Raw genomic sequence first — 24107 nt, 5'->3', positions numbered from 1 at the left:
GGCTTGTCCAGCGTCGCCATGTTTTTCAGCACATCTGCAAAGTGACCTGCGTCGTGCCCGGGGTTGCCCCACAGGGTGTCTGTCGGGCGAGGAGCGCGGTCTGCCGGGGCCTTGGTCGGGGTCGCGGCTTTGACAGTGGCGCCCCGCTGGCGGGCTGAACCCCGTCCCTCTTTACGGCCGGCAATGGCAGATTTCACGGATGTGATGATTGAACCCGTCTGTGAAAAGAACCTTGCGCCAAGTGAGGCGCGCCACTATCACGGATGTGACATTGAACCACATACGTTATGCGGAGGAGGACTCCATGCGCGCCATCGTGCTGCACGCCCCCAAGGATATCCGTCTGGAGGACCGCCCAAAGCCGGTTGCAGGGCCCGGCGAGGTTCTGCTGCGTGTCGCCTCGGTCGGGGTCTGCGGCTCTGACCTGCCGCGGATGCTGGTGAAGGGGGCGTGGAAGATGCCGCTGATCACCGGCCATGAGTTTTCCGGCCATATCGAGGCCTTGGGCGAAGGCGTGACCGGCTGGCAGCCCGGCGAGCTGGTGGCGGTGGCCCCGCTGATCGCCTGCGGGCAGTGCGACGAATGCCAGACCGGCAATTTCTCGCGCTGTCGCGATTACGACTATCTGGGCAGCCGTCGGGATGGCGCCTATGCGGAATATGTCGCGGTGCCGGTCGGCAACCTGCTGAAGGCGCCGCAGCATGTGGATCCGCGCGCCATCGCGATGGCCGATCCCGCCTCCATCGCGCTGCATGCGATCTGGAAGGCGGGCGGGCTGCGCATCGGCCAGACCGGCGGGGTGGTCGGCTGTGGTCCGATCGGGCTTTTCGCGATCCAGTGGCTGCGGCTGATGGGCGCGCGCGACGTGCTCGCGGTGGATGTCTCCGAAGAAAAGCTGGCGCTGGCGCGCGAGGCCGGGGCGACGCGGACCGTGCTTTCGGCGGATCTGGCGGATTGCCCGGCCAAGGCCGATCTGGTGATCGAGGCGGTGGGGATCGATGCCGCCATCAACGCGGCGGTGCGGCTGGCCGGTCCCGGCGGGCATGTCGCGTTCATCGGCATTCCGGTGCCGGACGTGACCCTGTCCAACGCCACCTTCCAGTATTTTCTGCGGCAGGAGATCTCGCTCCACGGGTCGTGGAACAGCTTCGCCGCCCCCTTCCCCGGTCCGCAATGGACTACCACGCTGGAGAAATTCGGCACGGGCGAGCTGAAATGGGAGTTCATGATCTCGCATGATCTGGATCTGGCGGATCTGCCTGCCATCTTCGACCGGTTCGACAGGAAGGATCTGCATTTTTCCAAGGTGCTGTTCCGGCCCTGACCGCAGGATAAGGGAGGGGAGGCCCGCATGAGCAAGGTTCTGACGCTTGATCTTGGCACCAATGGCGCACGGGCCGGGGTCTATGACCTTGCGGCGCGGCGGCTGATCGCCAAGGCCGAGGCGGGCTATCCGACCCGGCATCTGCCGCCCAACCGGGCCGAGCAGGATCCGCAGGACTGGTGGCGGGCGCTGGGGCACTGCGTGCGCCGCGCGCTGGCCGAGGCGGGCACGCCCGACATCGCGGCGATCACCGTGGCCACCTTTGCCTCGACGGTGGTGGTCTGCGATGCGGAGGGCACGCCCTTGGCCCCGGCGATCCTGTGGATGGACGCGCGGGCCGCCGAAGAGGCGCGCGCCTCGGCCCATATCGACCATCCGGTGATGGACCTGTGCGGCGGTGCGAATGCGGTGGAATGGCTGGTGCCCAAGGCGATGTGGCTGGCCCGGCACGAGCCCGCGCTGTGGTCGCGTGTGGCGCGGATCTGCGAGGCGCTGGATTTTGTCAATTTCCGCCTGACCGGGCTCTGGACCGGGTCGCTGATGAACGCGACCTGCAAATGGAACTATGACAGCCGCGCCCGCGCCTTCTGCCCCGAGCTTTACGCAGCGCTTGGGGTGCCCGAGCTGGCACAACGCCTGCCGCAGCGCATTGTCGACATCGGCGCGGTGATCGGCCCGCTGTGCGAGGAGGTGGCGCGCGACTGGGGCCTGCGCGGCGCGCCGGTGGTGGTGCAGGGCGGCATCGACGCGCATATGGGCAGTTTCGGCGCCAACTGCATCGCGCCGGGATCCATGCTGCTGATCGGCGGCACCTCCAACGTGCATATCACGCAGGTGCCCGATGATGGCGCCCGGATCGAGGGGGTCTGGGGCCCCTACCCTCACGCGCTGACCCATGGCCTGCGGATGATCGAGGGCGGGCAGGTTTCGGCGGGGTCCATCCTGAAATGGCTGTCGCAGGACATCTTTGGCCTGTCCGATGCGGACCTGCCCGCGCTTCTGGCGGCGGCAGAGGCGCTGGAACCGGCGGAAACCCGGCTGCTGGCGCTGGATTTCTGGATGGGCAACCGCACCCCCTATCGCGACGCCCGGCTGCGCGGCGCCTTTCTGGGGCTGTCTCTGTCGCATGACCGGGCCGCGATCTACCGCGCGGCGGTGACGGCGGTGGCGCTTGGCGCCGCCAATGTGGTGCTGGATCTGGACCGGCAGGGCGTGACGGTGGACCGCATCGTCATGGCGGGCGGCATCATGCGCAACCCGCTGTGGCTGCAGGCGACGGTCGATGCGATCGGCAAGCCGGTGGGGCTTTTTCCCGATGACAACCTGACGCTTTACGGCAATGCGGTGGCCGCCGCCGTGGGGCTTGGGCGCTGGCCCGGTCTGGCCGAGGCGGCGGCGGCGCTGGCCCCGCCGGTGCGGGAGATCCGGCCCGACCCGGCGCGGTCGGCGCAATACCGGCGTCTGCTTGTGCAATACCGGCAAGCGGTGGACGTTCTGGCGCCAATTCTGCACGATCTGGCGGATGGGATTCTGGCGGAGCCTCCGGCATGAGCGACGACACCGACCGCACCTCGAACCGGCTGCCGCAGGAAGGCGGGCGCGACCAGCTGATGGTCAGCATCGCGCGCATGACCTATCAGCAGAACAAGACGCTGACGGAGATCGCCGCCGAAACCGGCCTGAACCGCTGGCAGGTCAGCCGCCTGCTGCAGGAGGCGCGTGATCTGGGCATCGTGCGGATCGAGATCGTGCCGCGCACCCTGCGCCATCCCGATCTGGAGGCGCGGCTGATCCATGCCTTCGGGCTGCAGGATGCGGTGGTGGTGCCCGGCCCCGCCGAAGAGGGGCCCGATGGCGTGGCGCAGGCGGCGGGCCAGTATCTGGCCGCGCTGAAACCCAAACCCCGCAGCATCGGCGTGTCCTGGGGCCGCACCATGGCGGCGGTGGCGCATTGGCTGCCGCCGGACTGGGCCGAGGGGATCAGCGTGGTGCAGATCAACGGCACCGTGGCTCCCGTGCCGGGCATCGCCCATCACAACGACGTGGCCGAAACCTTTGCCCGCAAGGGCCGGGGCCGGATGATCCCGCTGCCGGTTCCGGCCATCGTCGGCGAAATCCTGACCCGCGAGGTGCTGGAAAAGGACCGCATCGTTGCCGATGTGTTGCGGCAGGCCGAGGCGGCGCAGGTGCTGGCCTTTTCGCTGGGCGTGGCGGGCGAGGGATCGGTGCTGCAGCGGTCGGGCAATATCCTGAAAGCCGAAATGGCCGGGCTGCTGCGGGCGGGCGCGGTGGGCGACGTGCTGGGCCATTTCATCAGCCGACAGGGCGAGATCGTCGATCCCGATCTTGACGCCCGCACCATCGGCCTGACCCTGAGCAATCTCAGGCAGCACGAGCGGTCCATCGGCATCGTCTCGGGTCAGGAAAAACACGACGTCACGCTTGGCACGCTCAGGGCCGGGCTCGTCACCGTCCTCGTCACCGATGAGGCCACCGCAACCTTTGCACTGGAGCATGCCCATGACCGTTAACCCCGCCAGAGCCGCGCAGGCCATGCCCCAGAGCAGCGGGCAGCCCGGCGCCAACAGCCATCGCAACCCGGGCCAGCCGCTGGATCCGGCCCTGTTCGAGGGTCATGCGGTCAACCGCAGCGCGGCAGAGCGGCGCGCGGCCACGCTGGTGACGCGGCGCTCGGTCAAGACGGAGTGGCAGGCGGCGTGGCTGGTGAACGCCATCCGCTGCATCGACCTGACCACGCTTTCCGGCGATGACACGGCGGAACGGGTGCGGCGGCTTTGCGCCAAGGCGCGCCAGCCGCTGGCCCCGCATATCATCGAAGGGCTGGGCATCGCGGATCTGGGGCTGACCACCGGCGCCGTCTGCGTCTATCCCACCATGGTTGGTGCGGCAGTGGCCGCCCTGCAGGGCAGCGGCATTCCGGTCGCCTCCGTCGCGACCGGCTTTCCGGCGGGGCTGATGCCCCTGCCCCTGCGGCTGGAGGAAATCCGCTATGCCGTGGCCGAGGGCGCCGAGGAAATCGACATCGTCATCACCCGCGAACATGTGCTGACCGGCAACTGGCAGGCGCTTTATGACGAGGTGGCGGCCATGCGCGAGGCCTGCGGGGCGGCGCATCTTAAGGCCATTCTGGGCACGGGCGACCTGCAGACGCTGCGCAATGTCTATTCCGCCTCCATGGTCGCGATGATGGCCGGGGCGGATTTCATCAAGACCTCGACCGGCAAGGAAGCGGTGAACGCCACCCTGCCCGTCAGTCTGGTGATGGTGCGCGCCCTGCGCGATTACCGCAACGCCACCGGCCACCGTGTCGGGTTCAAGCCTGCGGGCGGGATGAAATCCGCCAAGGACGCGCTGAACTGGCAGTTTCTGATGCGCGAGGAGATGGGGCGCGACTGGCTGCAGCCGGATCTGTTCCGTCTGGGCGCCTCGTCGATGCTGGGCGATATCGAACGGCAGCTCGATCACCACGTCACCGGGCGCTATGCCGCCTCGTCCCGCCACGCCCTTGCCTGAGGAGCCCCGGCAATGACCTCGATCACGGATATTCTGCACACCATGGATTACGGCCCCGCCCCCGAAGACAGCGCCATCGTGCGCGACTGGCTGCACCGGCACGAGGCGGGCTTCGGCCATTTCATCGATGGCGCCTTCACCGCGCCGGGCGAAAGCTTTGCGGTGACCGATCCCGCAACCGGCGCGGTTCTGGCCCATGTCACTCAGGGCAGCGTGGCCGATGTGGACGCAGCGGTAACCGCCGCGCGCGCGGCACAGCCCGGCTGGGCGGCCCTGCCGGGACATGACCGCGCCCGCCATCTTTACGCGCTGGCCCGCCACATCCAGCAGCATGCCCGCTTTCTGGCGGTGCTGGAGACGCTCGACAGCGGCAAGCCGATCCGCGAAAGCCGCGACATCGACCTGCCGCTGGTGGTGCGCCATGTCTACCATCACGCCGGATGGGCCGAGATCCTGGCTGATGAATTTCCCGGCGCCACCCCGCACGGGGTCTGCGGTCAGGTCATCCCGTGGAATTTCCCGCTGCTGATGCTGGCATGGAAAGTCGCACCCGCGCTTGCGGCGGGCAATACCGTGGTGCTGAAGCCTGCCGAATACACCCCGCTGACCGCGCTGGCGCTGGCGGAAATCGCGCGCGAGGCCGGTCTGCCCAAAGGCGTGCTGAACATCGTCACCGGCGATGGCGCGACCGGCGCCGCCCTGACCGGTCATCCGGGGGTGGACAAGGTCGCCTTCACCGGCTCGACCGAGGTGGGGCGGCTGATCCGTCGCCAGACCGCCGGATCCGGCAAGGCGCTGACGCTGGAACTGGGGGGCAAGTCGCCCTTCCTTGTCTTTGCCGATGCCGATCTGGATGCGGCGGTCGAAGGCGTGGTCGATTCGATCTGGTTCAATCAGGGGCAGGTCTGCTGCGCAGGTTCGCGCATTCTGGTGGCCGAAGCGGTGGCCCCGCGCTTTACCGAGCTGCTGCGGCGGCGCATGGCCACGCTGATTACCGGCAACCCGCTGGAGAAATCCACCGATCTTGGCGCCATCGTCCACCCCGTGCAGCTGGAGCGTATCCGCGCGCTGGTCGATCAGGGCAGGGCCGAAGGCGCGCAGGTCCATCAGGGCGAGGCGCCGGAGGGCTGTTTCTATCCGCCGACGCTGGTCACCGGCGTGGCGCCCGCCTCGGTCCTGTCGACCGAGGAGATCTTTGGCCCCGTCGTCACGCTGACCCCCTTCCGCACCCCCGAAGATGCGGTGACGCTGGCCAATAACAGCCGCTACGGGCTTGCCGCCTCGGTCTGGTCCGAAAATGTCAATCTGGCGCTCGACATGGCGGCGAAAGTGAAGGCCGGGGTGGTCTGGATCAACGCCGCCAATCTTTTCGACGCGGGCGCAGCCTTTGGCGGCATGCGCGAAAGCGGGTTCGGGCGCGAGGGCGCGCGGGCGGGCATGGCGGCCTATCTCTCCCACCCCGCCCCAAAACCGAAACAGCCCGAGGCCCCCCCTGCCCCGCTGGAGGCCACGCCCGCGCAGGGCCTGCCCGTTATGGCCATCGACCGCACCGCCAAGCTTTATGTGGGCGGCAAGCAGGCCCGCCCGGACAGCGGCTATTCCTATGCGGTGACCGGGGCGCAGGGGGCGGTGGGGCTGGCACCGCTTGGCAGCCGCAAGGACATCCGCAACGCGGTGGAGGCCGCCCATGCCGCCAAGGGCTGGGGGGCGCAGACCGGGCATAACCGCGCGCAGGTGCTGTATTACCTTGCCGAAAACCTTGCCGCCCGCGCCGCCGAATTCGAGGACCGGCTGCGCAGCTTCGGCCAGAGCGGCGACAGCGCCCGCACCGAGGTGCAGACCGCGATCCGCCGGGTGTTCTGGTATGCCGCGCAGGCCGACAAGTTCGATGGCGCGGTGCAGTCCACCAAATCGGCGCATGTGACGCTGGCGATGAACGAACCGCTGGGGGTGATGGGGATCCTCTGCCCCACCGCACAGCCGCTTCTGGGCTTCGTGTCGCTGGTGCTGCCCGCCATCGCCATGGGCAACCGCGTGGTGGCGGTGCCGTCGCAGACCCATCCGCTGGCGGTGACCGATCTTTATCAGGTGATGGACACCTCCGACCTGCCGGGCGGCGTGGTCAATATCGTCACCGGCGAGCGCGACCTGCTGGCAAAAACGCTGGCCGATCATGACGATGTGGCGGCGGTCTGGTATTTCGGCACGGCAGCCGGTGCGAGGGCGGTCGAAACCGCCTCCGCCGGCAACCTCAAGCAGACATGGACCGACGACGGCGCCGCGCGCGACTGGACCGGCGCGGAAGGTCAGGGCAGGCTGTTCCTGCAGCGCGCCACGCAGGTCAAGACCGTCTGGGTGCCCTATGGCGAGTGACTTTGCGCGCTGATCCCGTGCCCCCCTCTGACCGCAACAGGCCAGCGGGGGGCCCGTTGCGGGGGATGGAATCACTCCCGCCCCTGCCCTTCCATCCCCGGTTTTGAGCCCGCAGATCTGCCCCCCTGCCCCGCTTGGGGCGCCAAATGCCCCCGGATCCGGCGAAATTCTTGCGGTTTTTCCGCCGTTGTCCACAAGATGGGGCAGAAAATGCTTGCTCGACTCGCGCCGGTCGGGCCAATACTTACGGCAACAAGCGAATAAGACGCCGCAAAGTGTAACACACGGCTTACGGCTCAGAGGGCAGTAAATGAACCAAGCGAACAGGATAGATCTCCTGGTCGGCCAGCATGCGGCTGACCTGTCGAAGCGGCTTCAGGCGCATCGGCAGCAGCTGTTTCCGCCCGACACCAAACGCACTCTGCGCAAGTTCACCAGCGGCGAGGTGGCGCAGCTTTTGGGGGTCAAGGACGCCTATCTGCGGCGGCTGCATCTGGACGGGCGCGGCCCCGAACCGGAAACGCGCGCCGGGGGCCGCCGCTATTATTCCCCCGAGAATATCCAGGAACTGCGCCAGATGCTGGAAAAGGGCACCAAATCGCCCGGATCCTACCTGCCCGGACGGCGGGAGGGCGACCATCTTCAGGTGATCTCCGTCATCAACTTCAAGGGCGGCTCGGCCAAGACCACCACCTCGGCGCATCTGGCGCAGAAGCTGGCGCTGGACGGCTACCGGGTGCTGGCCATTGATCTCGACGCGCAGGCCTCGCTGTCGGCGCTGCACGGGTTCCAGCCGGAATTCGATCTGCTGGACGGCGGCACGCTTTATGACGCGATCCGCTACGATGACCCGGTGCCGCTGAGCGAGGTGATCCAGAAGACCTATTTCACCAATCTGGACATCGTGCCCGGCAATCTGGACCTGATGGAATTCGAGCACGAAACCCCGCGCGCGCTGTCGCAGCGGTCGGGGGAGCTGTTCTTTACCCGCATCGGCGAAGCCTTGGGCGAGGTCGAGGCGAATTATGACGTGGTGGTGATCGACTGCCCGCCGCAGCTTGGCTTTCTGACCATGTCGGCGCTGTCGGCGGCCACTGCGGTGCTGGTGACGGTGCATCCGCAGATGCTGGATGTCATGTCCATGTGCCAGTTCCTGCTGATGACCTCCAACCTGCTGGGCGTCGTGGCAGAGGCGGGGGGCGACATGTCCTATGACTGGCTGCGCTATCTGGTGACCCGGTATGAACCCGGCGACGGGCCGCAGAACCAGATGGTCAGTTTCATGCGGTCGATGTTCGGCGATCATGTGCTGAACCATCCGGTGCTGAAATCCACCGCCATTTCCGATGCCGGGATCACCAAACAGACGCTTTACGAGGTGGAGCGGACCCAGTTCACCCGGTCGACCTATGAGCGCGCGATGGAAAGCCTCAACGCCTCCACCGGCGAGATCGAGGATCTGATCCAGAAAGCATGGGGGCGCTGAGATGGCACGCAAGAACCTCCTCGAAAACCTGATGAAAGGCGGGGAGGATTCTCCCCCCTCCCCAGCCCAGCCCCGGCGGAGCGCGGGTGCCATCGGCGCGGTCAGCCAGTCGCTTGCCGATCTGAAGATGCGCGCGCTGGTCGAGGTGCCGCCCGATCTGATCGACGATGCCGGGCTCGACGACCGGCTGGACAGCGATCCCGAGGGTATCGCCGCGCTTTGCGAGAGCATCCGCGAGTATGGCCAGCAGGTGCCGGTGATGCTGCGGCATTCCCCCAGCACCGAAGGCCGGTTCGAAATCGTCTATGGCCGCCGCCGGGTTGCCGCGCTGAAACAGCTGCGCCAGCCGGTGCGCGCCATGGTGCGGGATCTGTCCGACAAGGATCTGATCGTGGCGCAGGGGCAGGAAAACTCTGCCCGGCGCGATCTGACCTTCATCGAAAAGGCGCGCTTTGCCCAGCAGATGGAACAGGGCGGTTTTGACCGCAAGGTGATCTGCGACGCGCTGCATATCGACAAGACCGTGGTCAGCCGGATGCTGACCGTGGCGGATGCGGTGCCAGAGCCGGTGATCCGTGCCATTGGCGCCGCCCCTTCTGCCGGGCGCGACCGGTGGATGGCGCTGGCCAAGCTGTTTGGCGACCGGACCCCGCAGGAGGTTGCGGCGCTGGCCCATGGCGAGACATCTGACAGCCGGTTCAAGGCGGTCTACACCGCCCTCGCCCGGCCCAAACCCGCTGCCGCTCCGGAGGTCGTGACCGGCGCCGATGGACGCGCGCTGGCGCAGGTCCGGCGCAAGCGCGGGCAGACCACGGTCACCGTGACCTCGGAGGACGGGTTCGACATCTGGCTGATAGAAAACTTCGACCGTCTGCACCGCGATTACCTCGCGGGGCTTGGCGAAGACGAGCAGTAACCGCAACACAGGAGGCACAAGACAGGCCAAAGAAAAGACCCCCCAAGACTGACGTCCCGAGAGGCCCGTTTCTTACTCGCACTTCGAAGCTACCTCTCTTTGTTGACAGCTGTCAACCGCTCGTCGATTCAGCGGGATGATTTTCTGTTGCCTGCGTGACAGCAGATGCAGACATACATATCGACGCCCCAGCGGCGGCGGCCGGAGACGGCTGTCCAGTCGCCAGAAAACAAATGGCGCATCCTGCGCGACCTGACCACGGCCCGGAAAAGCTTCGACCTGTCGGATCGCGCGCTGACAGTCCTGTCGGCCCTGCTGAGCTTTCACCGGAGCGACGATCTGACCGCGGAAACCGTGGTCTTTCCCTCCAACCGGGTGCTCGGCGACCGGGCCAACGGTATGCCCGAAAGCACGCTGCGGCGCCATCTGTCATCGCTGGTCGAAGCCGGGCTGATCACCCGCCGCGATTCGCCGAACCGCAAGCGCTATGCCCGCCACACCGAAAGCGGGCTGATGCCCTTCGGCTTCGATCTGAGCCCCCTGCTCCGCCAGCGCGACGCCATCGCCGCCGAAGCAGATCGCATCCTCAAGGAAGATGCCCGACGGAAAGTGCTGCGCGAAACGGTCATGGTCACACTGCAGTCGCTTGCGGCACATCCCGCCTATGCCAGTGACTGCGCTGATTTGAACGCCATTCGGCAGCGCCTGCGCCGGAAGCTCGACATCGATGCACTTGCCATCCTGCTTGCCGACCTGCGCGCGGCGCTTGCCACCCTCACCCCAGCTGCCACAGCTGAGACACAAGATCTGAGCGGCAATGACAGCCAGAATGAGCGGCACATACAGGATTCAGATAAATCCCTTATTGAATCTGAACCAGAAACGACCGCGCCCAGAACCAGCCATCCGTCATTGACCATGGTGACCACGCTTTGCACAGAACTTGCGGTTTACGATCCCTCCCCCATCCGAAGCTGGGAAGATTTCATAGAAAAAGTCGCGCGGATTGCCCTGATGATGGGCATATCTGTCGACACATGGCGACAGGCTTGCGCGACAATGACCGCCTCCAATGCGTCGATCACCGTGGCCGCGATGCTGCAGAAGTTCAGGAGAATCCGCAATCCGGGGGGCTATCTGCGCAGTCTTGCCCGCAAGGCGGCTGGAAACGAGTTTTCCCCCATGCCGATGCTGCACGCCTTGGCGCGGGGGGCGAGTTGACAGCTGTCAACTTTTGCTTTGCCCTGCCCCTCATGAAGACTGGACGGACATGACAAGGATTGCCATATTCAGGGCACGCCCGATCCATGGGAGATATGTGATGGCAACGATGAACGTGTCGATCCCGGACCCGATGAAAGCCTGGGTGGAGGAGCGCGCCCGCGATGGCAGCTTCAGCAATGCCAGCGACTATGTGCGTCATCTGATCCGCCGCGATCAGGACCGCGCCCGCGCGGTCGCCCAGCTGCAGGCCGCCATCAGCGACGGGATCGAAAGCGGCGAAGCTCAGCCCTTTGACGCGACCGCCTTCAAGGACCGGATGCGCCGCACCTATGGCGGATGACCTGACAGGGATCAGGCTTCGTCCGAAGGCGCAGGCCGATCTGGAAGACATCTGGCGGTTTGGCGCAGAGACATGGTCGCCCGAACAAGCGGACCGATACCTTGACGGGCTTCTGGCTGCTTTTGAGCTTCTGCGCGAAATGCCCCTGATCGCCCGCGAACGGGACGAGTTTTCTCCCCCGGTTCGCATCCATCCCACCGGGCCCCATCTGGTGATCTACCGCATCGCCGACCGCCATCTGGATGTGCTGCGCGTGCTTGGCGGACGTCAGGACTGGCACAGGCTGCTGGACGCGCTGGACTGACCTCTCCTGCGCGCCCATACCCAAGATGCAATCCCGCGCTGGCCTGACAGGGCATTCCATCAAGCCGCGCATCCGACTAGACCCGCCGCACAGGCAAGAAGCAGGAGAGCCCCATGCAGAAGATCATCGCAAGCGTTCTGGCCCTGAGCATGCTGGCAGGCTGTGCGGGCACTGCGCCCGGCGCCGGAGCCCTGGGCGCGCGCTACGAAGTCCATGGCGTCGAAGAGGGCGATTTCCTGAAGCTGCGCGGCGGGCCGGGGACCGGGTTCGAAACCTATGTCGGTCTGCCTAACGGCACCGTGTTGCGGCTGCAGGACTGCACGCAGACCGGCGGAACGCGCTGGTGCCGGGTGGCGCTGGACCGCGCGCCCGGGCTCGAAGGCTTCGTGTCCTGGGCCTATCTGCGCGAGATCTGAGCCGGGCAGGGGGCGCCATTGCATCTGGGTGACGAGGGGGCAGGCAAGACAGGTCGGAACCCCAACCCTCCGCTCTGCATTGAGAAACGAGACCCGAAGACGGGACCGATGCAGATCAAGACGGAGGAACCGGAAAATGACCAAGCGTTTTCTTGCCACCACCACAACCGCCCTGACCCTCGTTTTTGCTGGCGCCGCAGCGCAGGCCGATGACCGGGCCAGCGTCAGCGAACAGGCGTCCGAAGCTGCGGGCGCCATCGCAGACACCGCCTATGCCATTGGCGAAAGCGCCACCGATGCCGCGCAGGCCGGGGTGGAAGCCGTGGGTGCCGATGACGCCTACAGCGCCGCGTCGGATGTGTCTGCGCAGCTGGATGCCGCACTCACCAATGACGCCGTGGTGCGCAGCAGCGACGGCGAGGTGATCGGCACCGTGTCCAAGCGGGACATGACCGGCAGCCGCGTGATCATCGACCTTGATGGCGAAATGGAAGGCGCGGACGACCGCGCGATCGAAAACGCCGCCGTTTCGGTGAACCGCCTGTCGGTGAATGCGGACGAAGAACTGGTCCTGAACATGTCCGAAGATGAATTCGCCGCAGCGCTGCGGACGGCGACAGAGGTGCGGGTCGACGACAACGGCTGATCCGCCGGACACATACATCTGACCGAAGACAGGGCCGCTCCGCAGGGGGCGGCCTTTGTTGTTCCGGGTTGAGGCCCAGTGCGGCAGCTCCATCCCGCCAAGGCGGTGGCAGGGGGAGGGCGGCAGTCAGTTCGGGCGCGGCTTTGCGGCATTTTGGAATTCCAGAATCATTATCTTTCTAAGAGTTAACGTTCAGCTACTGATAATAAATGAAATTTTGCGTGTTGCACTCCGAAGCTATCCGAAATTATTGTATGCCAAATGCAAATGATGACGCGGCGCAGGGAGAGTGGAGAGATGCTGAACATCGTGGATGCCAAGGTGGCGGCTTATGGGGGGGACGCGGGCGATGCCTATATCGGCGAGATCGTCGTGGTCGAACTGGTGACGGAAGGCGGGTTGACCGGCACCGGCTTTGCCAGCGCACCGCGCGGGGTGGGCCATATCTTCCGCGATCTGATCGCCAATGTGCTGCTGCCGCAGATCATCGGCCAGAACGCCATGCTGCACCGGGACCTGTGGGACAAGATGTTCCGCACCATTCCGCGGCGGGGCGGCGAGGGCATCGTGCGGGTCTGCATCTCTGCGCTCGATTTTGCGATCTGGGATCTGAAGGCGCGGGCCTCGGGCGCGACTCTGGCGCAGCTGATCGGCGGGCATCGCGACATGGTGCCGACCTATATCAACTGCGCCCATCACATGCCGCCCGACGCGCTGGCCGAGCGCGCGGCATCTTATGTCCGCGACGGGCATCGCGCGCTCAAGATCCGGGGCGCCCGCAGCCATGTCACCCTGCAGGAAGCCGATGCCCGGGTGGCCGCCGTGCGCGAAGCCATCGGCAAGGACGTGCTGCTGATGGTCGATGTGAACGGCACATGGGATGCCGACACGGCAATCCAGCAGCTGCGCAAATGGGAGCGGCACAATCTGTTCTGGCTGGAGGAGCCGGTGCAGCCGGAGGATTTTGCCGGGTATCGCGCCGTGCGGGAAAGGGCAGGGGGCGTGCATATCGCCGGGGGCGAACAGCATACCTCGCTGCACGAATATCAGGCGCTGATCGGCTTTGACGGCATCGACATCGCCCAGCCCAATGCGGCGATCTGCGGCGGCATCACCGAATGGATGCGGATCCACGATCACGCGGTGGCAAACGGGCGCATCGTGTCGCCATGGAACCTGCAGCCGATCCACATCCACCTTGCCTGCGGGCTGCAGAGCGTGAAATGGCTGGAATATTTCAAGCTCGACAACGCGCTGCTGGGGATTCAGACGCTGCTGTTCAGCGGCCCGCGGATTTCCGAACGGGTGGAGGCGGATGGCGTCTATCTGGAACCGCCGGAAGCGCCCGGGCTGGGGCTGGAGATCGATCCCGAGGCCGCCGAAAAATACCGGCTTGCCTGATCCGCGACGACATATCCACTCATCGAGGGAGGGCCCGATTTTGGCCACTATCACCTATCTGACGCAGATCGAATTCGGCGCCGGCAGCCTTGCGCGCGTGGCATCCTGTCTGGACACGCTCGGCGGCAGGCGCCCGCTGATCGTCACCGACCGGGGCATCGTCGCCGCCGGTCTGCTGGACCGGCTGCAGGCGGAGTTGCCTGCGGGCCTTCCCGTCTTTGACGGCACGCCCGGCAATCCGACCGAGGAGGCGGCGCAGGAGGCGGCGACGCTCTATCGGCGCGAAGGCTGTGACAGCCTTATCGCCATGGGCGGCGGCTCTCCCATCGATCTGGCCAAGGCGGTGGGCCTGCTGGTCACCCACAAGGGGGCGCTGGCCAGCTATGCGGCCATCGACGGCGGCGTCGCCCGGATCGGAGAGATCGTGCCGGTCATCGCCATTCCCACCACGGCGGGCACCGGCAGCGAGGTCGGGCGCGCCGCGCTGCTGACCCTGCAGGACGGGCGCAAGGTCGGGCTGATCTCGCCGCATCTCATCCCCAAACTGGCGATCTGCGACCCGGATCTGACCCATGGCCTGCCCGCCGGGCTGACCGCCGCCACCGGCATCGACGCGATCAGCCATTGCGTGGAAACCTTCCTCAGCCCCCGCGACAATCCGGTGGCCGATGCCATCGCGCTGGACGGGCTGCAGCGCGCCGTCACCCATATCGAACGGGCGGTGCTGGCGCCGCAGGATGCCGAGGCGCGCAGCGGCATGATGATGGCCTCGCTGCAGGGCGGGCTGTGCTTTCAGAAGGGGCTGGGGGCCATCCACGCCCTGTCGCATCCTTTGGGCGCTTACAAGCAGATCAATCCGCATCACGGCACGCTCAACGGTATCCTGCTGGCGCCGGTGCTGCGGCGCAATGCGGCGGCCTGCGAGGCGAAATATGCGGCGATCAGCGCGCGGCTGGGGATTGCCGATGGCGACGTGCCCGCCTTCTTTGCCGCTCTGGTGGCGCGGCTGAACCTGCCCAAGACGCTCGGCGAGGTCGGATTTGACGGCAGCCAGTGGCAGGACGTGGTGCAGGCGGCGCTGAAGGATCATTCCGCCGCGACAAACCCGGTGCCCTTCGACGGGGCCGATTACCTTGCCATCCTCGAAGATGCCGCCTGAGCCTGATCCCCGGGCGGCACGGTGCCGCCGCCCGGGGCAGGGGGTCAGGACCGGGTCCGCGCGTAATAGGCGCTGATGGCTGCGGCATCGGACAGGGCGTTGCCATCCTCGGCATAGGCCACATAGGTCTCGATGGCGCGGGCGATCAGCGGCATGTCGCCGCCCTGATCGGACACGAAGCTGCCAAGCGCCTTCATGTCCTTGGCCAGCTGCCGGGCAAAGGCCTTGGGCGGGTCAAACTCCGCCGCGACCATCTGGCGATAGGTCCGCTGCAGGATCTGCGAATCCGCCAGCCCCCCGGCCAAGGCTTCGGGCAGACGCGCGGGATCGATCCCGGCGGCGCGCGCCAGCGTCAGAACCTCGGCCATCAGCACGTAATTGGTGCCGACAATCGCCTGATTGAGCGTCTTGGCCACCTGTCCCGCGCCAAGCGGCCCCAGCAGGGTCGCGGTGCGGGTCAGGGCCTCCAGCAGGGGGCCTGCCCGGGCCACATCGTCTGGAGTGCCGCCCAGCATCGCCGTCAGCGTGCCGGTTTCCGCCGGATCCGGCCCGCCGGACACCGGCGCGTCGATCCATGCAAGGCCCGCGCCCGCCATCTGGGCGGCAATGTCGCGGGTGTCATCGGGCGGCACGGTGGAGAAATCGACGATCAGGTCGGCGCCGCCCGACGCCTTGTCAAAGCCGCCGGGGCCGAAACAGCAGTTGCGCACCGCCTCGGCATGGAGCACGCACATGGCCAGAATATCGCTTGCGGCGCGCACCTCTGCGGGGCTCTCGGCCCAGAGCGCGCCATGGGGCACCACCTCTTCGGCGCGCTCGGGTTCCAGATTCCAGACGGTGACCTGAAAGCCCTGCGACAGCAGGCGGCGCACCATCGGCGCCCCCATGATGCCCAGTCCCACAAATCCCACGCGGGGGCGGTTGGTGTCGGCGGTCATCTTTCCTCCATGCGGTAGATGCGGCGGCCGGTGTCCCGGAACATCGCGCTGCGCTCTGTTTCGGAAAACCCGCGGGTGATGGTGTCGAAGCCCTCGAAGATCGTCTCGAACCGGGCGACGAGGGAGTCGACCGGGAAATTCGACGCGAACATGACGCGCTCTGGCGAAAACGCCGCGATGGTCTCCAGCACGATGTCGCGGTTGTCTTCCGCGCGCCATGGCTGGCCGGGCTGTCCCAGACCGGAGATTTTCACCGCGACATTGGGGCAGGAGGCGAGGCGCTGCAGCGCCTCCTGCCAGCGGTGCAGCGCTGCCCGGTCGTGGTCCGAGGGCAGGCCGGTATGGTTGAGAATGATCTGAGTCTGCGGGAAATCGCGCGCCAGATCCGTGGCGGCCTCCAGATGCCACCACGGGGTCTGCAGATCAAAGGACAGCCCGTAGGCGGACAGCAGCGCATAACCTGCGCGCCATGCCGGATCGTCCATCGACCCCTCGGCGCCGCGCCGTGCCTGATCGGGCGTCGCCGCGGCGCGGGGTTTGTGCCGGATGCCCCGCACCAGTGGATGCGCACCATAGGCCCCCAGCACCTCGCCACAATCCGCGCGGTCAAGCCAGGCTTGCGCCACGATGACCGATGGCAGGCCGGAGGTGTCGTGCACCGCTGTCACCCAGTCCACTTCGCCCATGGGATCGCCGGGATCAAACTCCGCCTCGACATAGACCGATCCCACAACCTCGAACCGCCCGGCATCGGCGCGATAGTCGGCGGGCAGATAGCTGCGCCGCAGGGCCGAATAATCGCCATAGCGGAACGGGATCGGCTCGGCGTCGCAGAGCCACGGGTGGTAATTCCGCGCCAGATCCCAGAAATGCTGATGGGCGTCGACGATCTGCACGTGGTCAGGCTCCGCGCTGCCGGTCAAGCTCGTGCAGCATGTTGACCCGGCGCACGTGATCGTCGGTTGCATCGAATTTCGCCTCGACAAACGCCTGAACCAGATCGCGGGCCAGCCACGGGCCAACGATCTGCGCGCCGATGCACATCACGTTGACATCGTCATGCTCCACCCCCTGATGCGCGGAATGCGCGTCATGCCCGATGGAGGCGCGGATCCCCGCGCGCTTGTTCGCCGCGATCACGGCCCCAACGCCGGTGCCGCAGACCAGCAGCCCGCGTTCCGCCGACCCGTCCAGCACCGCGTCGCAAACCTTGCCCGAAATCACCGGGAAATCGACGGGGGCGGGGTCGTAGGATCCGACATCGCTCACCTCATGGCCAAGGCCGCGCACGAATTCGATGACCGAGGCCTTGAGCGGAAAGCCGGCGTGGTCGCTTCCAATGACAAGTTTCATGAAGATTTCCTTTCGGGGTTAGCGGATCATCTTGGGAAGAAAGAGGGACAGTTCCGGCACCAGCGTCAGCAGCGCCAGCGTGACCAGAAGCGGGATATAAAGCGGCATCACCGCCCGAAGGATCGCCCGCATCGACACCTGCGCGATGTCGGTGATCAGGAACAGCGACAGCCCCATGGGCGGGGTCACCAGCCCCAGCATCAGGTTGAAGATCGCGACAATCCCCAGATGCACCGGATCGACCCCGGTGGCATGCAGCGGCCCCGCGATGATCGGGATGATCAGCAGCGTCGCGGTGGTGCTGTCAAGGAACATGCCGCTGATCAGCAGGATCAGGTTGACGATCAGGAGCAGCATCACCGGATCCTGCGAGACCGAGGTCAACGCCGCCGCAAAGCTCTGCGGGATCTGTTCGATGGCAAGGATCCAGCCGAAGAGGGCGGCGGCGGAGACGATGATCAGGATGGCGGCGGTGCTCTTGATCGTCTCGTACGCGGCATAAAGGATATGGGCTCCGGTCAGTTCGCGATAGATGACGGCGCTGATGAAGATCACGTAGAACACCGTGACGGAGGCGGCTTCGGTGGGCGTGAACCAGCCCAGAAGCATCCCGCCCACCAGCAGCACCGGCGTCAGCAGGGCAGGGATGGCGGGCATCAGCGCGGCGCGGATCTCGGCAGGGCGCGACCAGCGTTCGGCGCGCGGCAGGTTGCGGCGCTTGGCGATGATGGCGGTGGTGATCATCAGCATCAGCACGCAGACGATGGCCGGGATGATCCCCGCCAGCAGAAGCTGCACGATCGACACGCCGGTGACCGAGCCATAGATGATAAGCGGGATGGAGGGCGGAAAGATCGGCCCGACCACAGCCGAGGCGGCGGTGACCGCCCCGGAAAAGGCGCGCGAAAACCCGCGTTCGACCATCGCCTTGACCTCGATCTTGCCAAGGCCGCCGACATCGGCGAGCGCCGCGCCGCTCATCCCGGAAAAGATCAGGCTGGAAAAGATGTTCACCTGTGCAAGCCCACCCGGCACCCGCCCGACCAGCGTGTCGGCAAAGCGGAAGATGCGCGCGGTGACCCCGGCCTGATTCATCAGGTTGCCGACAAAGATGAAGACCGGCACCGCCACCAGCGGAAAGGAATCCAGCGCATAGGTCATGCGCTGCCCGATCAGTTCGACCGGAAAGCCGTTCAGGAAGATATACAGCGCCGAGGGCACGAGGATGGCGAGGACGATGGGAAATCCCATGAGGAACATGCCGGCGAAGACGGCGAGGATCAGATAGCCCAACTCGGACCTCGAAAGCTGATGGGTTTCGATGCGAAGCGGCTCACAGGGTGAGTTCTTCGGTGGGGTGCTCTGCGGCAAAGGTCACATACATGGGCAGCCCCATGACCGCCTTCCACGCCAGCAGGCCGAATTCCAGCGCGGCGCAGAAGAAGCCGACGGCGGTTGCCGAAAAGAAGATGTAATAGGGAATGCCCAGCGTCGGCGTGGCGTTGTTGAGGTTGCTGAGCGTGGCGATCAGCACCGACCATGCCGCAAAGCTGAACGCGGCCAGCCCCAGCAGCGCGATGACCACCCGGCAGACCCGCTGCACCGGATCGGGCAGCATCTGCTGCATCTCCTCCATCCGCACGCTGGCCCCGGAGGACACGGTGTAGGGAATGGCCAGCATCACCACGCTGATCAGCATGAAGCGCGACAGCTCGTCGGCGCCGATCAGCGGAATTCCGAAAAACTGCCGCATGATGACCTGCGCCATGGGCGTTGCGATCATCACCGCAAGGATGACCAGCCCGGCCAGCCGCAGCAGTCTGCGCAGCGGATTCAGGATGCGGTCGGCCAGAAGGGCGGTGGTGGGCAGCGCGGCGGCCTGCGGCGCGGCGGAAGGCTCGTGCGGCACGGGATCATCTCCCCAGACTATCGGCATCGGGACAGGAGGGAAGGAGGTGCAGACCTCCTTCCCCGGCTCGGATCACTCGATTGCGGCGATCTGCTCGATATAGGGGGCCCAGCTCGGGAAATCCTGCGCGACCTGCGCCCCCACCCGCTCGCGGAATTCGTCCAGCTGCAGGCCGCTGTCTTCGGAGATGAAGGTCATGCCTTTTTCGGTCAGCGTGGCGATCAGATCCTTTTCTGCCTGCTGCGCGGTCTCCAGCGTTTCATAGGCCAGATCGTCCAGCGCGGTCAGGATCGCCTCGCGGTTTTCCTCCGAAATCGACTGCCACGCATCCTCGTTCACAAAAACCGGCAGCACGTTCTGCATGTGGCCGGTCAGCATCACGTGGCTCTGCACCTCGTAAAGCTTGTTGGCGTTGATCATGGTCAGCGGGTTTTCCTGCCCGATCACCATGCCGGTCATCAGCGCCGTCGGCAGTTCGCTGACCTCGACCGGGGTGGGGATCGCGCCAAATCCCTTGATCATCGTGGTCCAAAGCTGCAGCGGCACGCCGCGGAACGGCTGCCCCTCCAGATCGGCGGGCGACATCACGGCCATCTTCGCCGTCATCTGCCGCGCCCCGCGGAACAGGCGGCCAATGATCCGCATGTTGCCGCTTTCGATCAGCTTTTCGTTGAACTCCTGCAGCACGGGAGAGCTGCGCGGATCGGTGGCCTTCAGCGCGTGCTCGCCATCCCGGTAGATGAACGGCGCGTTAAACACGGCGATGTCCTCCACCAGCTGCGCCAGCGAGGCGAATTCGTGATGCGCCATGCTGATGGAGCCCGAGCGCACGCCGTCGATGGTTTCCTGCACGCCGCCCAGCTGGGAATTCGGGAAGACGGTGACGGTCACGTCGCCATTTGTGGCCTCGGGCAGCCGTTCGGCGGCCTGTGCGGCGAACCAGTGCTGGATGTCGCCTTCGGATCCCACATGGGCGTAGCGCAGGTTCTGCGCATGGGCGGCGGATCCGGCCAGTGCGGCGCTGACGGCCAGCGCGGCGGTGGCCAGCCTGATGGAAATGAGCTTCATGATAACCCTCCCTGATTTTCTCCGACGGAGCCGGTGCCGCGCCTCCCACGCTCACTCTGCTCGCCTGCGGCCCATTCTTGTATGCAAGAATATTGATCGTCAATAGGGCGTGATCAGGACGCGGCAAGAACCCGGTCCAGTCAGAAACTCCGGTGGGCTCTGTCAGACCGGCGGATCCTGCCGGACATGGCGCTGCGAATAAGAGAGGCCGTTCATGAAATGCTCGCGCGTCAGCTGCGCAAGCTTGGCGCCATCCCGCGCGCCCAAGGCGGCGAGCATCCGCGAATGTTCCGACAGCGCCGCCAGCCAGCGCTTGCGGTCCAGATTGGCCACGGCCCGCGCCCGTTCGACACGCGGTACCAGCACTTCCCATGCCGAAGCCAGCACCGGATTGCGCGCGATCTCGATCACCCGGCGGTGGATGCGGTGGTTGATCGTCAGGTATTCCGCGCGGTCGCCATGTTCGTAGGCTGCCAGCATCTTGCTGTGCAGGTCGACAAATTCCGCAAATTCCGCAGTGGTTATGACCCGGCAGGCCTCTTCTCCGGCCACAGCCTCCAAGGCCGAGACGACCACATAAAGATGCTCCAGATCCTCGGCGCTAAGCTTTGCGACCACGGGGGATTTGTTGGGGGAAAGCTCGATCAGACCTTCTGCGGCCAGCCCTTTGACGGCTTCGCGGAACGGGGTGCGCGACACGCCGAAGAGCTGGCAGTAATGCGATTCCCGCAGCCTTTCACCGGGGGCAAGCTCTCCGGACACGATCATGTCGCGCAGACGCTGCGTGGTGGCCTCATGCAGCGCGCCTTTGCGCCGCTGCGACTCCGCGCCTTCCCCTGATGTGACCATGACGGAACCTCCTTCCGCGACCTGCAGTGCGACCTACTCACTCCGCCGCGAAACGGCAATGTTTTGATCGGCAGAGCACCGCAGGCGGTTGACCTTTATTCAATCTTGCATACAAGAATTGGCAGAAACGCAAGATACGGCGGCAGAGAGGCAGCAGACGCAGAATGAGGACACCACAGCAGGATCACGTCGACACCCCCCCGCTTCCGCTGGCCGGGCTGCGCATTCTTGATCTGACGCAGGTCATGGCGGGCCCGTTCTGCTGCATGATGCTGGGCGATATGGGGGCGGATGTCATCAAGGTGGAGCCGCCGAAGGGCGACCAGACCCGCACCTCCATGGGCTTCCGCATGAAGGGCGAGGACAGCCCCGGCTTTCTGGCGCTGAACCGCAACAAGCGGTCGGTGACGCTGGATCTGAAGACCGAGGCGGGCAGGGCCATGTTCTTTGAACTGGTGAAAACCGCCGATGTGCTGGTGGAAAACTACCGGCCCGGCGTGACGAAGCGGCTTGGCATCGATTACGACAGCCTGTCGGTGCTGCGGCCCGAACTGATCTATGCCAGCATCTCGGGCTTTGGCCAGACCGGGCCTTGGTCGCAGCGGCCGGGATTCGATCTGATCGCGCAGGCCATGTCGGGGGTGATGAGCGCGATGGGCCATCCCAATTCCGGCCCGGTCAAATCCGGCGTGTCGGTGGGCGATCTGGGTGCCGGGCTGTTCTGCCTTTACGGCATTCTCAGCGCGGTGATCGGACGGCAGGCCAGCGGCAGGGGCCAGTATATCGACGCTTCGCTGTTCGAGGCCGCGCTGTCCCTGTCGATCTGGGAGGCCACGGAATTCTGGGCCACCGGGCAGTCGCCCAGACCTTTGGGCACCGCCAACCGGATGAGCGCGCCCTATCAGGCCTTTACCGCCAGCGACGGCATGTTCGTGGTGGGCGCCGCCAACCAGAAGCTGTGGGATCTGTTCTGCGGGGTCATCGACCGGCCCGACCTGCAGCAGGATCCGCGCTACCATCACAACACCGACCGCGTTGCCAACCGCGAAGATCTTGTTGCGGATCTGGAGCCGGTCTTTGTCACCCGATCCGTCGATCACTGGGTGGACGCCTTCCTGCAGGCCGGGGTGCCCGCCGGGCCGATCAACGACTTTGGGCAGGTGTTTGACGCCGATCACACCCTTGCCCGCGACATGGTGCTGAAGATCGACCACCCCGCCGAGGGGCAGATGAACTCTTTGGGCTTTCCGGTGAAGCTGCGCGGCACGCCGCAGCAGGTGCGCTATGCGCCGCCGCTGCTGGGACAGCATACCGATGAACTGGCCGGAGAGCTGGGGCTCGACCCTGCCAAGCTGCGCGCAGAAGGAGCCTTCGGATGAGCGACGGAACGGTTCGGCTGGAACGGGACGGGCCGGTGGCGCGCGTCTGGTTCGACCGCCCCCATGCCATGAACGCGATGACATGGAAGATGTATGGCGAATTCGAGCAGATCTGCGGCACCCTCACGGGGCTTCCGGATCTGCGCGTTGTGGTCCTGCGCGGCGTCGGCGGGCGGTCCTTTGTCGCCGGATCCGACATCGCGCAGTTTGCCGAATTCAAGGACGGCGCCGATGGCATCGCCTATGAGCGCAGGATGGACGGCATCCTTGACGCCTTCGCGGCGGTCCCGGTGCCGACGCTGGCCGTGGTCGACGGGCTGGCCGTTGGCGGCGGGCTCAACATCGCGGCGGGCTGTGATCTGCGGATTGCCAGCACCGGGGCGCGGTTCGGCGTGCCGATCGCACGCACCTTGGGCAACTGCCTGTCGATGCGGAACTATGCCCGCATGGCGGCGGGTCTGGGCGAGGCCTTTGCCAAGCGCATGTTGCTGCTGGCCGAGCTTGTCACCGCCGAGGATCTGGCGGGCACCGGCTTTCTGGCGCGGATCGTTCCGCCCGAGGAGATGGACGATACCGCCGATCAGCTTCTGGCCAAGCTCTGTTCGGGCGCGCCGCTAAGCATGGCCGCCAGCAAGACGGCGCTGGGACGGCTGGCACGGACGGCGCTGCCGCCGGATGACGATCTGATTCTGTCCTGTTACGGCAGCGACGATTTCCGCGAAGGCATCCGCGCCTTTGGCGAAAAACGCAGACCGGGCTGGACGGGCCGCTAGCCCGGCTCGCCCCCTTCCTCGCGCTGCAGCCGGTCAAAGGCCTTGAGCACATGATCCTCTAGGATTTCGGCCAGCCGCAGGCCATCGCGCGCCTCCAGCGCCACCATCATGTTCTCGTGGTCGCGGATCGCGTCGCCCCAGCGGTTGGTCTTGAGGTTCAGCTCGTACCGCACGCGGTACAGCCGGGCGTTGACGATCCGGTAATGCTCCTCCAGCACGGAATTGCCCGCGCTGCGCACCAGCGTCAGGTGTATCTTCTGGTTCAGGTGGAAATAGGTGATCCGGTCGCCGCGCCAGTAGGCGGCGATCATCTCGTGATGCAGGGCCTGCATCTCGCGCAGCGTCTCGTCGGTGATCTTCTGGCTGGCGATGCGGGCGGCAAACGCCTCCAGCCCGCCCAGCACCTGCAGCAGGTCGCGCACCTCGGCATCGTCAAGCACGGTCACCGTGGCGCCGCGCCGCGGGTTCAGCACCAAGAGCCCCTCATTTGCCAGAATCTTCAAAGCCTCGCGCAGCGGCGTGCGCGAGACCTGAAGTTCTTCGGCAAGGGCGCGTTCGCGCACCGGGCTGCCCGGGGCGAAGCGGTTTGTGATGATCATCTCCCGCAGCTTGTCGGCGACCACCGCGGCCTTGTAATCCTCGGCTGTGGCCTGCTGCTGCCCTTTCTGAAGATCGGTCTTGCCGCTGGCCTCAACCGTTCTGTTGTCGTCCATTC

At 65.9% G+C, this 24107-nt stretch carries 24 protein-coding genes; 16 read left to right on the top strand and 8 right to left on the bottom strand.

What is annotated here, in order from left to right:
* The first annotated feature begins 304 nt into the window (after window positions 1–304).
* The 14 genes from BLR51_RS18195 (at window position 305) to gbd (ending at window position 15123) form a co-directional block, all read left to right on the top strand.
* The gene (locus BLR51_RS18195; protein ID WP_089849658.1) at window positions 305–1324 is read left to right on the top strand and encodes a galactitol-1-phosphate 5-dehydrogenase; all 1020 of its coding nucleotides are present in this window, start codon (window positions 305–307) and stop codon (window positions 1322–1324) included.
* A 27-nt stretch (window positions 1325–1351) separates the two neighbouring features.
* Window positions 1352–2875 carry an FGGY-family carbohydrate kinase gene (locus BLR51_RS18190; RefSeq protein WP_089849656.1) on the top strand — a complete coding sequence of 508 codons (1524 nt, stop codon included), beginning with the start codon at window positions 1352–1354 and terminating at the stop codon, window positions 2873–2875.
* On the top strand, window positions 2872–3855 hold the full coding sequence (locus BLR51_RS18185) for a sugar-binding transcriptional regulator (protein WP_089849654.1): 984 nt from the start codon (window positions 2872–2874) through the stop codon (window positions 3853–3855). The genes BLR51_RS18190 and BLR51_RS18185 overlap by 4 nt, the downstream gene beginning before the upstream one ends.
* 22 nt (window positions 3856–3877) lie before the next feature.
* The gene (gene deoC / locus BLR51_RS18180) at window positions 3878–4858 is read left to right on the top strand and encodes a deoxyribose-phosphate aldolase (RefSeq protein ID WP_089849653.1); all 981 of its coding nucleotides are present in this window, start codon (window positions 3878–3880) and stop codon (window positions 4856–4858) included.
* Window positions 4859–4870: 12 nt separating this feature from the next.
* Window positions 4871–7231, top strand: a complete 2361-nt coding sequence (locus BLR51_RS18175; RefSeq protein ID WP_089849651.1) for an aldehyde dehydrogenase family protein — start codon at window positions 4871–4873, stop codon at window positions 7229–7231.
* 310 nt (window positions 7232–7541) lie between these two features.
* Entirely contained in the window at window positions 7542–8717 is a 1176-nt protein-coding gene (gene repA, locus BLR51_RS18170) for a plasmid partitioning protein RepA (protein ID WP_089849649.1), read from the top strand.
* A 1-nt stretch (window position 8718) separates the two neighbouring features.
* Window positions 8719–9633: a plasmid partitioning protein RepB gene (repB, locus tag BLR51_RS18165; protein ID WP_089849647.1), complete on the top strand. Its 915-nt coding sequence runs from the start codon at window positions 8719–8721 to the stop codon at window positions 9631–9633.
* 165 nt (window positions 9634–9798) lie between these two features.
* Window positions 9799–10854 (top strand): plasmid replication protein RepC, encoded by a 1056-nt coding sequence (gene repC / locus BLR51_RS18160; protein ID WP_089849645.1) that lies wholly within the window; start codon window positions 9799–9801, stop codon window positions 10852–10854.
* Window positions 10855–10954: 100 nt separating this feature from the next.
* A complete protein-coding gene (locus BLR51_RS18155) occupies window positions 10955–11197 on the top strand; it encodes a type II toxin-antitoxin system ParD family antitoxin (protein WP_089849643.1) in 243 nt (80 codons plus the stop codon).
* Complete coding sequence (locus tag BLR51_RS18150) at window positions 11187–11501, top strand: type II toxin-antitoxin system RelE/ParE family toxin (protein ID WP_089849641.1); 315 nt, start codon at window positions 11187–11189, stop codon at window positions 11499–11501. Before BLR51_RS18155 ends, BLR51_RS18150 begins: the two co-directional genes overlap by 11 nt.
* A 113-nt stretch (window positions 11502–11614) precedes the next feature.
* Window positions 11615–11917: an SH3 domain-containing protein gene (locus tag BLR51_RS18145; protein WP_089849639.1), complete on the top strand. Its 303-nt coding sequence runs from the start codon at window positions 11615–11617 to the stop codon at window positions 11915–11917.
* Window positions 11918–12053: 136 nt separating this feature from the next.
* Window positions 12054–12563, top strand: coding sequence for a hypothetical protein (locus BLR51_RS18140; protein ID WP_089849636.1), 510 nt, complete (start codon window positions 12054–12056; stop codon window positions 12561–12563).
* 297 nt (window positions 12564–12860) lie between these two features.
* Window positions 12861–13964, top strand: a complete 1104-nt coding sequence (locus BLR51_RS18135; protein WP_165616876.1) for a mandelate racemase/muconate lactonizing enzyme family protein — start codon at window positions 12861–12863, stop codon at window positions 13962–13964.
* A gap of 40 nt (window positions 13965–14004) precedes the next feature.
* The gene (gbd, locus tag BLR51_RS18130; protein ID WP_089849632.1) at window positions 14005–15123 is read left to right on the top strand and encodes a 4-hydroxybutyrate dehydrogenase; all 1119 of its coding nucleotides are present in this window, start codon (window positions 14005–14007) and stop codon (window positions 15121–15123) included.
* Window positions 15124–15167: 44 nt separating this feature from the next.
* Here the strand turns inward: gbd and BLR51_RS18125 are convergent, their stop codons facing one another.
* From BLR51_RS18125 to BLR51_RS18095, 7 genes are all read right to left on the bottom strand, one after another.
* Window positions 15168–16061, bottom strand: a complete 894-nt coding sequence (locus tag BLR51_RS18125) for an NAD(P)-dependent oxidoreductase (RefSeq protein WP_089849630.1) — start codon at window positions 16059–16061, stop codon at window positions 15168–15170.
* Window positions 16058–16957, bottom strand: a complete 900-nt coding sequence (locus BLR51_RS18120) for an amidohydrolase family protein (RefSeq protein WP_207543660.1) — start codon at window positions 16955–16957, stop codon at window positions 16058–16060. The genes BLR51_RS18125 and BLR51_RS18120 overlap by 4 nt, the downstream gene beginning before the upstream one ends.
* 4 nt (window positions 16958–16961) lie before the next feature.
* The gene (locus tag BLR51_RS18115; protein WP_089849628.1) at window positions 16962–17414 is read right to left on the bottom strand and encodes an RpiB/LacA/LacB family sugar-phosphate isomerase; all 453 of its coding nucleotides are present in this window, start codon (window positions 17412–17414) and stop codon (window positions 16962–16964) included.
* An 18-nt stretch (window positions 17415–17432) separates the two neighbouring features.
* Window positions 17433–18707, bottom strand: coding sequence for a TRAP transporter large permease (locus BLR51_RS18110; RefSeq protein ID WP_089849626.1), 1275 nt, complete (start codon window positions 18705–18707; stop codon window positions 17433–17435).
* A gap of 40 nt (window positions 18708–18747) precedes the next feature.
* Complete coding sequence (locus BLR51_RS18105) at window positions 18748–19323, bottom strand: TRAP transporter small permease (protein WP_165616875.1); 576 nt, start codon at window positions 19321–19323, stop codon at window positions 18748–18750.
* A gap of 72 nt (window positions 19324–19395) precedes the next feature.
* Window positions 19396–20391: a TRAP transporter substrate-binding protein gene (locus BLR51_RS18100; RefSeq protein ID WP_089849622.1), complete on the bottom strand. Its 996-nt coding sequence runs from the start codon at window positions 20389–20391 to the stop codon at window positions 19396–19398.
* Between the two features lie 162 nt (window positions 20392–20553).
* Window positions 20554–21240 (bottom strand): GntR family transcriptional regulator, encoded by a 687-nt coding sequence (locus BLR51_RS18095; protein ID WP_089849620.1) that lies wholly within the window; start codon window positions 21238–21240, stop codon window positions 20554–20556.
* Between the two features lie 164 nt (window positions 21241–21404).
* Between BLR51_RS18095 and BLR51_RS18090 the strand changes: the two genes are divergently transcribed.
* A complete protein-coding gene (locus tag BLR51_RS18090; protein WP_089849618.1) occupies window positions 21405–22619 on the top strand; it encodes a CaiB/BaiF CoA transferase family protein in 1215 nt (404 codons plus the stop codon).
* The gene (locus BLR51_RS18085; protein ID WP_089849616.1) at window positions 22616–23392 is read left to right on the top strand and encodes an enoyl-CoA hydratase/isomerase family protein; all 777 of its coding nucleotides are present in this window, start codon (window positions 22616–22618) and stop codon (window positions 23390–23392) included. The genes BLR51_RS18090 and BLR51_RS18085 overlap by 4 nt, the downstream gene beginning before the upstream one ends.
* On the opposite strand, the gene BLR51_RS18080 is transcribed toward BLR51_RS18085, so the two are convergent.
* On the bottom strand, window positions 23389–24105 hold the full coding sequence (locus tag BLR51_RS18080; RefSeq protein WP_089849614.1) for a GntR family transcriptional regulator: 717 nt from the start codon (window positions 24103–24105) through the stop codon (window positions 23389–23391). The two genes, BLR51_RS18085 and BLR51_RS18080, sit on opposite strands and share 4 nt — an antisense overlap.
* Window positions 24106–24107 lie beyond the last annotated feature (2 nt).

The sequence above is a fragment of the Salipiger marinus genome, from assembly GCF_900100085.1.
GTDB lineage: Bacteria > Pseudomonadota > Alphaproteobacteria > Rhodobacterales > Rhodobacteraceae > Salipiger > Salipiger marinus.
This window is presented reverse-complemented; position numbering and strand designations above follow the sequence as displayed.